This window comes from Candidatus Baltobacteraceae bacterium, assembly GCA_036488875.1.
Classification (GTDB): domain Bacteria; phylum Vulcanimicrobiota; class Vulcanimicrobiia; order Vulcanimicrobiales; family Vulcanimicrobiaceae; genus JAFAHZ01.
Map to the genome: position 1 here is coordinate 353,794 of DASXGW010000004.1, position 14,747 is coordinate 368,540.

Annotated in this window: 10 protein-coding genes and 1 riboswitch; of the genes, 4 read left to right on the forward strand and 6 right to left on the reverse strand. The window is 62.5% G+C overall.

Features of this window, described 5'->3' with window-relative positions:
* Positions 1-216 precede the first annotated feature (216 nt).
* The 5 genes from VGG89_07235 to VGG89_07255 form a co-directional block, all read right to left on the reverse strand.
* Positions 217-1,065, reverse strand: coding sequence for a hypothetical protein (locus VGG89_07235; protein HEY1976318.1), 849 nt, complete (start codon positions 1,063-1,065; stop codon positions 217-219).
* A gap of 371 nt (positions 1,066-1,436) precedes the next feature.
* Positions 1,437-3,128 (reverse strand): dihydrolipoyllysine-residue acetyltransferase, encoded by a 1,692-nt coding sequence (gene aceF, locus VGG89_07240; protein ID HEY1976319.1) that lies wholly within the window; start codon positions 3,126-3,128, stop codon positions 1,437-1,439.
* A 2-nt stretch (positions 3,129-3,130) separates the two neighbouring features.
* Positions 3,131-5,794, reverse strand: a complete 2,664-nt coding sequence (gene aceE, locus VGG89_07245; protein ID HEY1976320.1) for a pyruvate dehydrogenase (acetyl-transferring), homodimeric type — start codon at positions 5,792-5,794, stop codon at positions 3,131-3,133.
* A gap of 79 nt (positions 5,795-5,873) precedes the next feature.
* Entirely contained in the window at positions 5,874-6,740 is an 867-nt protein-coding gene (locus tag VGG89_07250; protein ID HEY1976321.1) for a DMT family transporter, read from the reverse strand.
* A gap of 25 nt (positions 6,741-6,765) precedes the next feature.
* Positions 6,766-8,448, reverse strand: a complete 1,683-nt coding sequence (locus VGG89_07255) for a FecR domain-containing protein (GenBank protein HEY1976322.1) — start codon at positions 8,446-8,448, stop codon at positions 6,766-6,768.
* Between the two features lie 226 nt (positions 8,449-8,674).
* Here VGG89_07255 and VGG89_07260 point away from each other — a divergent pair, with 226 nt between their 5' ends.
* The 4 genes from VGG89_07260 to VGG89_07275 all read left to right on the forward strand — a co-directional run bounded on the left by VGG89_07260 (position 8,675) and on the right by VGG89_07275 (position 13,845).
* Positions 8,675-11,107, forward strand: a complete 2,433-nt coding sequence (locus VGG89_07260; GenBank protein ID HEY1976323.1) for a hypothetical protein — start codon at positions 8,675-8,677, stop codon at positions 11,105-11,107.
* Positions 11,104-11,215, forward strand: a riboswitch (TPP riboswitch). (Overlaps the previous gene by 4 nt.)
* Positions 11,206-12,786, forward strand: a complete 1,581-nt coding sequence (thiC, locus tag VGG89_07265) for a phosphomethylpyrimidine synthase ThiC (GenBank protein ID HEY1976324.1) — start codon at positions 11,206-11,208, stop codon at positions 12,784-12,786. It overlaps the preceding riboswitch by 10 nt.
* A 34-nt stretch (positions 12,787-12,820) precedes the next feature.
* Positions 12,821-13,318 (forward strand): HAD family hydrolase, encoded by a 498-nt coding sequence (locus VGG89_07270; GenBank protein ID HEY1976325.1) that lies wholly within the window; start codon positions 12,821-12,823, stop codon positions 13,316-13,318.
* A complete protein-coding gene (locus VGG89_07275; protein HEY1976326.1) occupies positions 13,315-13,845 on the forward strand; it encodes a hypothetical protein in 531 nt (176 codons plus the stop codon). Before VGG89_07270 ends, VGG89_07275 begins: the two co-directional genes overlap by 4 nt.
* 13 nt (positions 13,846-13,858) lie before the next feature.
* Here VGG89_07275 and VGG89_07280 read toward each other — a convergent pair whose 3' ends face one another.
* The gene (locus VGG89_07280) at positions 13,859-14,500 is read right to left on the reverse strand and encodes a lytic transglycosylase domain-containing protein (GenBank protein HEY1976327.1); all 642 of its coding nucleotides are present in this window, start codon (positions 14,498-14,500) and stop codon (positions 13,859-13,861) included.
* Positions 14,501-14,747 lie beyond the last annotated feature (247 nt).

The following is a 14,747-nucleotide window of genomic DNA, read 5'->3' on the forward strand; positions in this document are numbered from 1 at the left end:
CATCTGCGATATTGCGAAGTGTTCGGTTGCTTCTCGTCCGGCGATCGCTGACGCCATTCCGGCGAATGGATTGGTTTTGGCGTTATAAATGGCGTTGCCGACACTCCATCCTTCTAACGCTGTTGCGAGAAGATAGAGACCGACAATTATAAGAAGACCGCGGCCCATGGCTCGTCCAATCGTGTATTCCAGCGGCTCCAACGGTGGGTTAACCATCTACTTCGGCAGGGCCGTGGGCGGTGCAGGCATTGCCTGGCGGTAATCTTCGGCTAGCGGTTCGGGCGGGTCGGGCATTTCGTAATCGAGGTTTGCCCGACGCGCCATACAGGCGTAGAACAGATCACCGTCAACCGTGTACGCTTCGCCGGGAGCACGTTGTGCATAATGGACTTCGAGAAGATCGTCGTCGCCAGGTTCAAGCTCTTGAAGTAGTGAGTCGTCCGCGACCTCGACCGTATTCCGTGACCCAATGAAGACGAAGCGTAGCGAGGTTACGATGACGAGGCCGGTGTCCACCGGCACGCTGTTAAAAACGTTCGTCGCGGTTCCCGTGGTCTTTCGACTGGCGATGCTTGCACCGATGACCGCGCCGGCTGGACCGGCGACGAGATCGCCCACGACGGCGGCGCCAAAACCATTTGGTGTCGTCGTCTTCGTGTCGATATCTTGATGTGTCCAGCGTTCCTCGAGGCGAAAGCCCGGCTCGGCATAGTACACGGTTTCTCGTGGCTTGAGCCGTAATGGGGTCTCCAGAACGGTGTTTGGGTCGCACCGTTCGAGAATCCATTCCCAGCGACGTTGCGCGGTATCGTAGGCTTGTAGCGTGTTGCGCACTGCCTGCGGGTCGCTTCCGCCTGCGCGATAGGCGAGCATGGCCGCGATACCGCCGCCGAAGAGGAACAACATGGTAATGCCCTCACCGGTCGCGTCATTGAAGAAAACGTTGCTAACGAGGACGAGAAAGGCAATGGCGCTTATCCCTGCGGGGAACATCCAAAGTTTCGAACGTTGGTCGTGCGCGATCTCGGAACGCATTTGAGCGACTTGTTGCGCGGTCAATCGCATAGGTCGAAGCCCGTCCTTCGGATAGGCGCGGTGGGCTCTCTACGTTCGCCGTTCGATGTGCGGCTTCCGGTTTGTCGCGCGGGACTTACGGCCTACGGCGCGTGCTATCACGGCGGCTTCGGTGCTACCCCGGAGCCTAGAGTGACGTCATGCGATTAGAATACGTCCCCCGGCGGGTTGTTCGACCAAATGCTATGCGAGTGCGTGTGTTGATCTAGCATCCGATTGGAGTTGTGGCCGGTGACTTCTTGGATGGCGTGGTCGTTGACGCCCTTATCGCGAAGCGTAGCGACGAGGCCTGCGCGGCTGCAGGCGAATAAGAAGACGAGCCCGAGCCAAACCGCGCGCTTTACGAGGCGCGGTTCGGAATTCTAGAGCGCGACCCTCCGGAAGTCCGCCAAAAGTCCCGCTACGAAGGTGAGAAAGCGCGCGGCGCCGGCGCCGTCGACGACGCGATGATCGTAGCTGACGCTGATCGGGAGCATCAAACGCGGGACGAATGTTTTTCCGTCCCACACCGGCTTCGTCGACGAACGAACGGCTCCGAGAATCGCGACTTCGGGCGCGTTGACGATTTGCGTGAACGCGGTGCCGCCGATCCCGCCGATCGACGAAATGGTAAACGTGCCGCCCTGCATATCGCCCATGCCGAGCTTGCCTTCGCGCGCTTTCCCCGCGAGCGCGGCGCTCTCGGCCGCAATCTCCAGCAAGCCTTTGCGGTCGGCGTTCTTGAGCACGGGCACGACGAGCCCGTTGGGCGTGTCGGCGGCAAAGCCGATGTTGTAATACCGCTTGTAGACGAGCTCGTCGCCGTCGAGCGACGCGTTGAACTCGGGGAACCGCTGCAGCGCGGCGACGCACGCCTTCACCAAAAACGCCAGCATCGTAAGCTTCGGTCCGCTGCGTTTGGATTGCTCGGCGTTGACTTCGTTGCGGAACGCTTCCAAATCGGTGATGTCGGCTTCGTCTTGATTGGTGATGTGCGGAATCTGCAGCCAGTTGCGGTGCAAGTTTGGCCCCGAAATCTTCTTGAGGCGCGGCAGCGGCTTGCGCTCGATCTCGCCGTACTGCGCGAAGTCGACTTTCGGCCACGGCGGAAGTCCGGCGAACGTGGTGCCGCCACTCGGTGCGCCGCCGCCCTTTAGCGCGTCTTTGACATAGTTTTGAACGTCGTCGCGCGTGACGCGGCCATGCGGTCCCGAACCTTTGAGCTGCTGCAGCTGGACGCCGAGCTCGCGCGCGAACCGCCGAATCGCCGGACTCGCGTGAACGACAGCGCCGCTTTCACGCTGGGTTTCGCTTTTGTCATCCTGAGCGTAGCGAGCGTCAGCGAGCGAAGTCGAAGGGTGGGCGATAGCACTGTCATCCTGAGCGTAGCGAGCGTCAGCGAGCGAAGTCGAAGGGCGGGCGTCACTAACCTCTGCCGTGCTGCTCACCGTCGCAATCACGCTGCCTTGCGAAACTTTGTCGCCGGGCTTGACTTTGACGTCGACGATCGTACCGCTCGCGGAAGCGGGAACTTCCATAGAGGCTTTTTCACTCTCGAGAACGACCAGCGGCGCTTCTTTCACGATCGCATCGCCGGGTTTGACGAGCACGTCGACCACCGGAACGTCTTTGAAATCGCCGATGTCGGGGACTTTCAGTTCGACGGTTTGCGCGGTGCCCGGCGCTGGATGCGCCTGCCCTTCGACTTTGCGCCCTTCGGGCGCTACGCTCAGGATGACATCGGCGGCGGGTGATTCACTCTTTGCGGCGGGTGATTCACTCTTTGCGGAGGGTGATTCACTCTTTGCAGCAGGTGCCTCACTCTTTGTGCTAGCGCCGTCGCCTTGCAGCGTTACAATTACCGAGCCCTCCGAGACTTTGTCGCCGGGTTTGACTTTGACGTCGGCGACGGTGCCCGAGGCGCTCGATGGAACTTCCATCGACGCCTTTTCGCTCTCGAGAACGACGAGCGGCGTCTCTTTGGCGATCGTATCGCCGGCTTTGACCAACACCTCGATGACCGGCACGTCCTTGAAGTCGCCGATGTCGGGAACCCGTATATCGATCGTGCTCATCGTTACACCGTAATCGGATTCGGCTTATTCGGATCGACGTTGTATTTCTTGATCGCCTTGGTCACGGTCGCCGCGGGAATCGTGCCTTCGTCGGCAAGCGCCTTGAGCGCACTCAACACGACGAAGTGACGGTTTACCTCGAAGAACTCACGCAGCCGGCGCCGGAAGTCGCTGCGACCGTAGCCGTCGGTTCCCAGCGTCACGTAGCGCCGCCCGACGAACGGGTGAATCTGTTCGGCGAACGTGCGGATGTAGTCGGTCGCGGCGATGCCGGGACCCTTGCGCCCCTTCAAACACGAAGCGACGAACGACAACCGTTCCGGCTCCTCGGGATGCAGAAGATTCCACCGCTGCGCTGCGACGCCGTCGCGCTGGAGCTCGTTGAAGCTCGTACAGCTCCACACGTCGGCGGCAACGTTCCACTCGCTCGCGAGGAGATCGGCAGCGTGCACGACCTCGCGCAAAATCGCGCCGGATCCGAAGAGCTGCACGTGCGGCGTCTTCGCATCGGCCGGACTTTCGCGCAGCAAGTACATCCCGCGTAAGATGCCCTCCTCGGCGCCGGCGGGCATCTCGGGATGCGTGTAGTTCTCGTTGAGCAAGGTGATGTAGTAGTAGACGTCTTCTTGATCGGCCAGCATCCGCCGCAAGCCTTCGTGGATAATCACGGCGAGCTCGTAGCTATACGTCGGATCGTAGCTGCGGCAGTTGGGAATGAACGACGCCGCGACTTGACTCTGCCCGTCCTCGTGCTGCAGTCCCTCGCCATTGAGCGTGGTGCGGCCCGATGTCGCGCCCAGCAGGAAGCCGCGCGTACGGCTGTCGCCGGCGGCCCACGCCAGGTCGCCGATGCGCTGAAAACCGAACATCGAGTAGAAGATATAGAACGGAATCATCGGCAGGTTGTGCGTCGAGTACGACGTCCCGCCGGCGATCCACGACGAAAACGCCCCCGCCTCGTTGATCCCTTCCTGCAGAATCTGCCCGAGCTTGTCCTCGCGATACCACATCAGCTGTTCGGCGTCTTGCGGATGGTAGAGCTGCCCGACCGACGAGTAGATGCCCAGCTGGCGGAACATGCCTTCCATGCCGAAGGTGCGCGATTCGTCGGCGACGATCGGCACGACGCGCGGTCCGATCGTGTGATCGCGCACGATCGTGTTGAGAATGCGCACGAACGCCATCGTGGTCGAAATCTCGCGATCGCCGGTGCTCTTCATCTGCGGCTCGAACGCCGAGAGCTCCGGAACGGCAAGCGACTCGGATTTACGCCGCCGCTGCGGTACGTGGCCGAGCTCCGTGACACGATCGCGGAGATAGCGCATCTCCGGACCGTCTTCGGGCGGCTTGACGAACTCGAGCTTTTCGACCGTTTCGTCGGAGAGCGGAATCGAGAAGCGGTCGCGAAACGCGCGCATCGCCTCGTGATCCATCTTCTTGGCTTGGTGTGCGATGTTGCGCGCCTCGCCGGCTTCGCCCATGCCGTAGCCCTTGATGGTCTTCGCGATAATGACCGTCGGCTGCCCGCGATGTTCGACCGCGGCTTTATAGGCAGCGTACACTTTGACCGGATCGTGGCCGCCGCGATTGAGCGCCCAGACTTGATCGTCGCTCCAGCTCGCAACTAAATCCCGTGTTTCGGGATAGCGGCCGAAGAACTCATCGCGAACGTATTTGCCGTCGCGCGACTTGAACGTTTGATAGTCGCCGTCGACGCACTCGTTCATGAGCTGCACCAAACGGCCGCTCGTGTCGGCCCGCAGGAGCGCGTCCCAGCGCGAACCCCAAATCACCTTGATGACGTTCCAGCCCGCGCCTTTGAAGACGCCTTCGAGCTCTTGAATGATCTTGCCGTTGCCGCGCACCGGACCGTCGAGGCGTTGCAAGTTGGCGTTGATCACCCAAATGAGATTGTCGAGATGTTCGCGACCCGCGAGCGAGATAGCGCCGAGCGACTCGGGCTCGTCCATCTCGCCGTCGCCATGGAACGCCCACACCTTTCGGTTTCCGGCATCGATCAAGCCGCGGTCGTGCAAGTAGCGCATGAAGCGCGCTTGATAGATCGACATGATGGGACCGAGTCCCATCGATACGGTCGGGAACTGCCAAAAATCGGGCATCAGCCACGGATGCGGATACGACGACAATCCGTGACCGCCGGCTTCCTGACGAAAATGGTCGAGCTGCTCTTCGGTGATGCGCCCTTCGAGAAACGCGCGCGCGTAGAAGCCCGGTGCCGAGTGGCCTTGCAAAAAGACGAGATCGCCGCCGAAACTCTCCGACGGTGCGCGGAAGAAATGGTTGAAACCGACGTCATAAAGCGTTGCCGCCGACGCAAAACTCGCGACGTGACCGCCGAGCTCCGAGCTGACCTTGTTCGAACGCACGACCGTCGCCACGGCGTTCCAGCGCACGTAATGACGTAGGCGCGCTTCGATCTCGCGGTCGCCGGGCATCGCCGGTTGACGCTCGACCGGGATCGTGTTGACGTAGGGTGTCTCGAGTCCGAGCGAAACGTGCGCGCCGCCGCGCTGCGCTTCGTCGACCAGATGTCCGATGAGGTCGCGCGCGCGATCGGGGCCCTCGACGTGGAGGACGCCGCGCATCGCGTCGAGCCATTCACTGGTCTCTTGGGGATCGGGATCGGCGGCAAGTAGCGTCGTCATAGTCCGACGACCATTCCATCCTGCGGGCCAATCCCTTCTGATTGGATGGGTCCAATCGCTCGCCTGGTAGCCTCCAATCCTATGCGGTCATCGGTTCCTCGCGCAGCACCACGGCAATCGATACGAGCAGCACGACCGCGCCGGCGATCGCGATCGGCGCGACGCCTTCACCAAAAATGACGAGCGCCAGTGCCGCGGCCACGACCGGCTCGAGCAAAGTGGAAAACGCGACGGCGCTGGGCGTGAACCAGCGAAGGCTCGCGTTCATGGCGGTGTGGCCGAGCAACTGCGAAATCAGGGCCATGGCGGCGATGCCGCCCCAAGCGGTCGCGGCGGCAAGCGGCGGCAACGGCTGACGGAATGCGGCCGCGACGACGATCAGCACGACGGCTGCCCAGCCGTAGGTGTGCGTCACGATCGTGCGCGTGCCGAGATCGGCGCGCACCTCGCGCACCAAAATGAAGTACGCGGCAATCGCTATCCCGCCGGCCAGCGCGAGCAGCGCACCCGCGACGTCGTGACCCGGGATCGGCGCTGCCGTGTGATTGAATCCGACGACCGCGTACACGCCGAGCGCTCCCGCGGCGAACGCTGCCAGGGCGCGGCGCGTGAGCGGACGATGCAAGATCACGGCGTCGTAGGTGGCCGTCCAAATCGGCGTCGTTGCAACGAGCAGCGTCGAGATCGCAACGCTGGTATATTGCAGCGACGCAATCCACGTCGCGAAGTGCACGGCGAGCGCGACTCCGGCCGCCGCGAGTATCGCTGCGCGCCGCGGTGCTACGCGTAATGATGCCGGTGCGCCCAAGAAGGCGATCGCGAGCAGCACGATCGCGGCGATCGCCAACCGCGCGGCGGAGACCGCGAGCGGTCCGGCGCCCGACAGCGCGAAACGCGCGAAAATTGCCGCGGCGCCGACAGCGAGCTGTGCGGCGCCGAGAAGCAAGACCGGCGTTAGTTTACGCGTGGGTTTACGGCGGGCCGGGCATCGGCGGCGGCGTCGGCATGCCGGGCAGACGCCCGGGCATGGTCACCGGCGGTTGCGGACCAATCGGATGCGGTTGCGGCTGCGGCGGCCGCACGACCGGATTCGTCACTCGAGCCGGCGGCGGCGTGCACGTGGGATTCGCGGCGGGACTCAACTTGTTGGGCGCCATGACGATTGCGGGATCCATGTGGTGCCGCGCGTCTCGATCGCGGCCGCCGGTCGTCTCGCCGATGCAAATCGGAATGCTCGTCGGCGTCGGCGACGGTGCGGTTGCGGTGACCGTTACGCTCACCGGCGACGTGTGTCCCAGGCCATCGCTCACCGCGATCGTCGCGTTGCCGTTCGCGATCGACGTTACCGTAAACTGTCCGGCCGCCGACGATGAGGACGATCCCGGCGACGTGATCTTGGCGACGGCCGGGTTGCTGCTTTTTGCCGTAAAGCCGCCGGTGTAATAGGTCTCCGTCGCGGTGAAGTTCTGCTTTTGATTCAACGTCGTGAACGTCGGCAACGAACTCGGAACGACGATTTTGTTCGCTTGCACCGATACGGGGATGCTTGACGTCACGCCGGAGCCTCCCGTGACGGTAATCGTTGCGTTACCGTTGCTCTTCGGCGTCACCGTAAAGGTGCCGGTCGATTTCGGCGTAAGCGCGAGAGCGGCGGTCGCCGTCGCGTTTACGGTTGCGACCGACGGTTGATCGCTCGATGCGTGGAACGCGCCCGCGAATCCGCTTTGCGACACCGTAAAACTCTGCGGTCCCGTGCCCGGGGTAAACGCCAGCGAGGAGACGCTGATGTGTACGTTCGCCGGCGACGGTGAAGGCTCGGATTTCCCGCCGCCGCTAACGCCGACGACGACGCCGCCGACGGCGGCGACGCCGGCCGCTACGGCAGCGATTGCGGGAATGCCGCCGCTCGACGCGGCAGCTGCGGAAGCGGCCGCGGCGCCGACGGCCGCGCTATTCGACACCGCGCCGAACTCGCTGAAGTTGCTCATCGTCGATTGCGACGTGGACGTCACCGACGCCGACGAAGACGATGACGAAGCTCCGGCGGAAGCGCCCGCCACGATGGCGGCGCCGACGATGCCGACCGACAGCGTTTGACCGGCGCTGAGCTTGTACACTTTTCCGTTGTTGAGCGTCACTTCGACCGGAAGATTCGGATCGGTCACCTCATACACGTTGACTTGCAGCGCGCCCGGCTGCGGTGCCCAGATGTCGCCTTCGGTTCCACGCACCGCGATCTGTCCGGTGTTCGTTTGGAACGTGTAGTTCGCTTTGGCGCCGCCGGGGTGTTTCACGGCGAAGCGAAGCTTACCACTTAAGATGATGAAACTCGCCGTGGTGAGGTTCGGCTGCTGATCGAAGGCCTTCATTTGCACGCGCGTGCTCTGACCGACGAGGATTTGCGTGCTGTCGGGAAGCTGAATCGCGCCTTGCGACGCGACACCGTTGACGACGCCGCCGGTGACGGCGTAGTCGTTGTTGGCGATGGCGATGCTGGCGTTGACGGCGACCGGCTGCGAAGCCGTGCCGGGTCCTTGATCTACCGATACGGTGCCGCGTACGTTCGACAGCGTCTTATCAGCCGCGGCACTCGACGGTACGACCGTCGAGAGGCAAACGGCTAAGACGAGCACGACAGAGGCTGGGGCCTTCATAGCGTCTCTCTCCTTCGTGCGGCAGCCGCCGCTCGGTGTCCGAAGCGTTCTTTATAGCATGCTGCCGTTCCCTCGGCAACGAAGTCTTGGACGCTCCCTGGACGCACCGCCTCTAGGATGGAGATGAGGAACGGGCTCCGGCAGCCGGCGTATCGTCTCGGTAAAGACGCGTCGTTCGACGCGTCTTCGAGCATGCGGCCGTTCTCTCGGTAAAGAAGAGGTGTGGATGCAACGGAATCGGGTCGGCTTTGGGTTGCTCGCCTTGGGCGCAGCCGTGCTTGCCGCGTGCAGCACCGGCGGCGGGGGCGGCACGATCGTTCCGCAAGGGTTCCAGCCGCTTCAATCACCGGCATTTTCGCCGTTCGCCGGCGACGCGCGGCATCGGCATCACCCGGTGCGTGCCGTCGTGTACCTGCGCATACCCGCGCCCCGTCACCATCATCGCGGGCGCCGGCACATGCATCCAAACTACGTCTCTCCGGGCACGGCATCGATTTCGTTTGCCGTGCAGCCGATCGCTGCATCGGGACCGCAGCCGACGCCGATGCCGTTGCAAACGATGAACGTCGCGACGCCGGTACCGTGCGGCCCCGTTTCTCCACTCGGCGCCACACTGCAATGCAAGTTTACCGTCAGCGTGATGCCCGGACGCGATTCGTTCATCGTCAAAACGTATTCGGGTGCTAACGCTTCGGGTAAAGTGTTGTCGGAATACATGTCCGGTTCGACGATCGTTCCAACGCCGAATCCGAAAGGCACCATCGTACCGCTAGGATTTACGCTCGAAGGCGTGATCGATCGCGTCGTTCTGCAGTATCCCAACATAGTCGTGCCGGCCGACGCGCAAGGACAAGTCGGTGCGATTCCGGTCGGCGTTGCAACGACGGTCCCGCTGAACGTCACTCCCTACGACGCTGCAAACTATCAGATTCTGTCGCAAGTTCCGGCAACCGGAACACCGGTACCTTACGCGGCGCCCGTTACGTTGAGCCTCTCTCCCACTGGTAAGGGCTTCACGTTGAGCAATAACTCCGGGTCCGGAAACTCCGTAACGATCTCGGGTCCCAACGATCTCGACGTCAACGTCGTTTACGACGGAACGTTTACCGCGTCGGGCGGCTCCGTTTCGTCGACAACCTCGTTTTCCGTCGCCGCAACGGGATCGACGCTCGCGGCTCATCCGCGCAAGAAGATCCGTCTGCTCGCACCGCGCGCGGCGACGCCGGCACCCGATGCCGCCGGGATAGTGCTGTCCGGCAACGCGATTCCGGGCGCAACGATTCCGACGACGTTGACGACGCCGATACCGCTTTCACTCGTTAACGCCGGCGCGAACACCATGGCGTTCTTTGCAAGCGGTTATGCGGGAGCCGTCGTGAACGCGCTCGTGGGGACGGCGACTGCGGGCGTGCCGGGCAGCTCCGGCAGCTTTGTCGGCAATCTCGCCAATGCGAACTTTGCCGATTCGCTCGGCAACCTCTGGGTGTACGATCACAATACCGATCAGATCGATTGTTTCGCGGCAGGGGCGTACTCCACACCGGCCGGCTCGATCCCGACGGCGTCGCTATTCCCCAATGGCGGCGCGCTGTACGCCTTCGACGGCTTCGCCGAAGATTCGTCCAACAATCTCTGGTTCGCCCTATACGGCTCGGTTGGAGGCTTTTACTTTTATACGATCGGCGACATGCCGATCAACGCCACGTCTTGCTCCGCTCCGGCGGCTTCGATTAGCATCACCCAGCCGCCGACCGATGCGGTCGACTTGTACGATTTGACCGCGATTCCGGGAACCGCTTCGGTTGCAATTGGAAGCTACGACTTCAATACCAGCACGGGATCGATATTGGTCGCCAGCCCGGCCTCGACGCCAAACGTTACCAGTGCTTCGCTCGGATTCGGTGCGCAGCCGGAGGCGATGTTCTCGGGCCCCAGTTCGGCTTACACGCTGCTGAGCAGCAGCGGCCAATCGCTCGGCAGCGTCTCACCGGCCGGCGCCTATACCAACATTGCGACGTACGACGCCACCGTCCAAACCTTCCTATATAGCACGACTTCCAAGGCTGCGTCGGCGTCGGGTGTGTTGGGCGCGACCGCAAGCAATACGTCGTATTCAGACGCCGCGTCGGTGCTGTTACTCAATCCGGCCGACACCAATCCGTCGTCGAACTTCCAAGCGCTTCCGTTCGCTACCGTGTGCCAAGGCATCGCGTTCGACGCGCAAGATACGGCGTGGGCGCTCTGCCTCAATGCATCGAACGCGCTCCAGTTGTATCACGTCGTTGCGACCTCGACGTGGAGCGTGCTGCCTGGAACGGTGGTACCGGTCAATCTCAGGGGATCGGTCTCGCCGTATACCGGGAGCGTCTATCTCGGCATCTTGGAAGCGTTCGGTTCGACCGCCGGGCCGTTTACGCTGACGAACTACGACACGAACGTTATCGGCAACGTGGCTTCCGAGGGCGATCGCGGCATCACGTTTGACATGAGCGAGACCAACCTGGGCGCTGCCGAGACGACCGCCGACGTGGTCGACGCCAGCGGACGGACGGTCCCCGTGACGTTCGAAGTCGACTCGATCTACTACGGCGGCGCTCCGCCGCGCGGCGGCGCGCGGTCGCACGCCCGCCGGGGATATCCGCCGATACCGCATAACTAAGCAGAAGCGGGAGCTCGCGGAAGCGGGCTGAGAGGGCGAGCGCTACTTCGCCGACCGCAAGTACCTGATCCGGATAATGCCGGCGAAGGGAGGACGCAATGAAGGTTTATATTCAGGGTTCGGATTCGTCGATTCGCGTTCCGGCGCGAGAAGTCTCGCTTACCGACGGCACGACGCATGCGCTCTATGACACGAGCGGTCCCCACACCGATCCGGCCGTCGCGATCGATTTGAAGACGGGGCTTCCCGCGCTGCGCACGGCCTGGATCGACGCGCGCGGGGATACCGTGGGCAAGCCGCGCCGCGCCAAGCCCGGCGCCAACGTGACGCAAATGCATTACGCGCGTCGCGGCGAGATCACGCGGGAGATGGAGTTCGTCGCGCTGCGCGAAGGCGTCGAGCCGTCGTTGGTGCGTGACGAGATCGCGCGCGGGCGCGCGATCTTACCGAACAACATCAATCATCCCGAGACCGAGCCGATGATCATCGGCCGCAAGTTCCTGGTGAAGATCAATGCCAACATCGGCAACTCCGCGGTCGCGTCGACGATCGATGAAGAGGTCGAGAAGATGACGTGGGCGACGCGCTGGGGCGCCGATACGGTGATGGATCTCTCGACCGGCAAAAACATCCACGAAACGCGCGAGTGGATCGTGCGCAACTCGCCGGTGCCAATCGGTACGGTGCCGATCTACCAGGCGCTCGAAAAGGTCAACGGCAAAGCCGAAGAGCTCACGTGGGAGATCTACCGCGATACGCTGATCGAACAGGCCGAACAGGGCGTCGACTACTTTACGATTCACGCCGGCGTTCTGCTGCGCTACGTTCCGCTGACGGCCGGCCGCATTACCGGCATCGTGTCGCGCGGCGGATCGATTCTGGCCAAGTGGTGCCTCGCGCATCATCAAGAGAACTTCCTTTACACGCATTTCGAAGACATCTGCGAGATCATGAAGGCCTACGACGTCGCGTTCTCACTCGGCGACGGGCTGCGCCCGGGCTGCACCGCCGACGCCAACGACGCGGCGCAGTTTGCCGAGCTCGAGACGCTCGGCGAGCTGACGCAAGTTGCGTGGAAACATGACGTGCAGACGATGATTGAAGGGCCCGGGCACGTGCCGATGCACTTGATCGAGGAGAACATGCGCAAGCAGCTCGAGATCTGCAGCGAAGCGCCGTTCTATACGCTCGGACCGCTCGTCACCGACGTCGCGCCGGGCTACGATCACATTACCAGCGCGATCGGTGCCGCCATGATCGGGTGGTTCGGCACGGCCATGCTCTGTTACGTCACGCCGAAAGAGCATCTGGGGCTGCCCAATAAGAAGGACGTCAAAGATGGTGTGATCGCGTATAAAATCGCCGCGCACGCCGCCGATCTCGCCAAGGGTCATCCGCGCGCGCACCATTGGGACGACGTGCTTTCCAAGGCGCGCTTCGAGTTCCGCTGGCGCGATCAGTTCGATCTTTCGCTCGATCCCGACACCGCGCGCGAGTTTCACGACGAAACGCTTCCCGCCGAAGGCGCCAAGATCGCGCACTTCTGCTCGATGTGCGGACCGCACTTCTGCTCGATGAAGATCACTCAAGAGGTGCGCGAGTACGCCGAACGCGGCATGCAAGAAAAATCTAAAGAGTTCGTCGAACAGGGCGCCGAAATTTATACACTGTCAAGCTGACATCTTTGTTGTCATCCTGAGCGTAGCGAACGAAGTGAGCGAAGTCGAAGGGCGGGCGCATAGCGTCAAGGGTGTGCTCTTCGATCGGGACGGAACGATCGTGTACGACGTTCCGTACAACGGAGACCCGGAGCTCGTCGATCCGGTGCCGCGCGCGAAAGAGCTGCTCGACGCGCTGCGTGCGCGCGGCATCAAAGTCGGCGTGCTCTCGAATCAGTCGGGAATCGGTCGCGGCATGATCACGCAGGCGCAGATGCAAGCGGTGAACGATCGCGTCGACGCCTTGCTCGGTCCGTTCGACGGCTGGTACGTTTGTCCGCACGCGCCCGAAGAAGACTGCGAATGCCGCAAGCCCAAGCCAAAGCTGGTCTTGGACGCCGCACGCGATTGGGCTCTCGATCCGGCGCAGATCGTGGTGATCGGCGACAAGACCAGCGACGTCGACGTCGCAAAAAACGCCGGGGCGACCGGCATTCTCGTCGGCCCAGCGGTCACGTTCGCAGCCGCCGTCGAAGCCGTCTTGAAGCGATGAGCAACGATCAGTTAAACATCGCCGTCTCGCTGGCAACTCTTATCGTCGTGGGAGCGGCCTCGGTCGCGGCCATCGTTCAGCTGCGTCATCTCCGCACGAGCAATCAATTAAACGCCGTGTTCGAGATCATGAATCAATGGAATCTTCCGGGGGTGCAAGCGGCTCTCACCGAGTTGAAGCAGATTCCGGTAAAAATGCAGGATCCCGCGTACGTGAAAATGCTCGAAGCGCCCGGATCGGTCGACCGTGTGCGTTATCAGGAATTCCTTGCCTTCGATCTCTGGGAGCAGATCGGTACGTTCGTGAAGCGCGACCTCGTCGACGAAAGTACGCTACTCGATATCACCTCGATGCAGATCGTCAACGCCTGGAAACTTGCCGAGCCGGCTATCGCCGTCGTCCGGGCGAGAACGGGGCCGTCGACGTTCGAAAATTTCGAATATCTCGCGGTGCGCGCGACGATGTGGAATCGACGTTATCCCAACGGAACCTATCCGCAGCGCCTACCGCGAATGAGCGATCTCTAGCTAAAAGGGGGTTCTAGCGCTGCGCGCCGTCGAGCCAGTAGTCGACATCTTCGCCATGCGGAATGGCGGCAAGCTCTTCGGCCTGCGGTGAGATCTGCACCCAGTGCTGCAGGGAGTGCCACGCGCTCATGACCTTGACGACGTAGTGCTGCGTTTCGTCGTAGGGCGGAATGCCGCCGAACTCTTCGACCGCCTTCGGTCCGGCGTTATACGCCGCGAAGACGAGATCGTAGTTCGTTCCAAAGCGCTTCATCAAGCCGTGCAGATACTCGGCTGCTCCGGAAAGATTCTCCCCCGAGTTGTGCGGGTTGACGCCAAGCATCGAGGCGGTGCCCGGCATCAGCTGGCCGAGGCCGATGGCTCCCGCACGCGACAGCGCGTGGGTGTGCCAGCGCGACTCGACGGTGACGATCGCGACGAGGATGTTGGCGTCGAGACGCCAGCGCTCGGCGTTGACGATCACGCGGCGTGCGAAGTCGCGGCTCTGCCACTTGGGCATCTCCGGATTGATGTGACGAATGACCGTCGCGTACGCAGCGATCGTCCGGGGCGTCACGGGAAGCCGATGGGTCGCGGCCGCGGCGGGGCGCGCAAAAGCAAATAGCCCAGAAGTGAAGAGCGCCATCGCCAGTAACCCGGCGAAGAACTTCCGCATAGGCGGCCGGGGTTCGAGCCGCACCAAGACCCTCCTTCAGGGGACCTGCTCCGGGCGTGTAAAACCCCTGTGTCGATGCACCTCTCACAGGCCTCACGGCGTCGCTGGGCTATCGGGATCGTCGCGTTCTTCCTTTTGATGTGCGCCTCGATCGCGGTCGCGCAGTGGTGGGCAGTCAACAAAAACGTGCCCGCGTGCCAAAGCGAAATTGCCGAGGGTCGTCATTGCTAAACCGCCACCGCGCTGT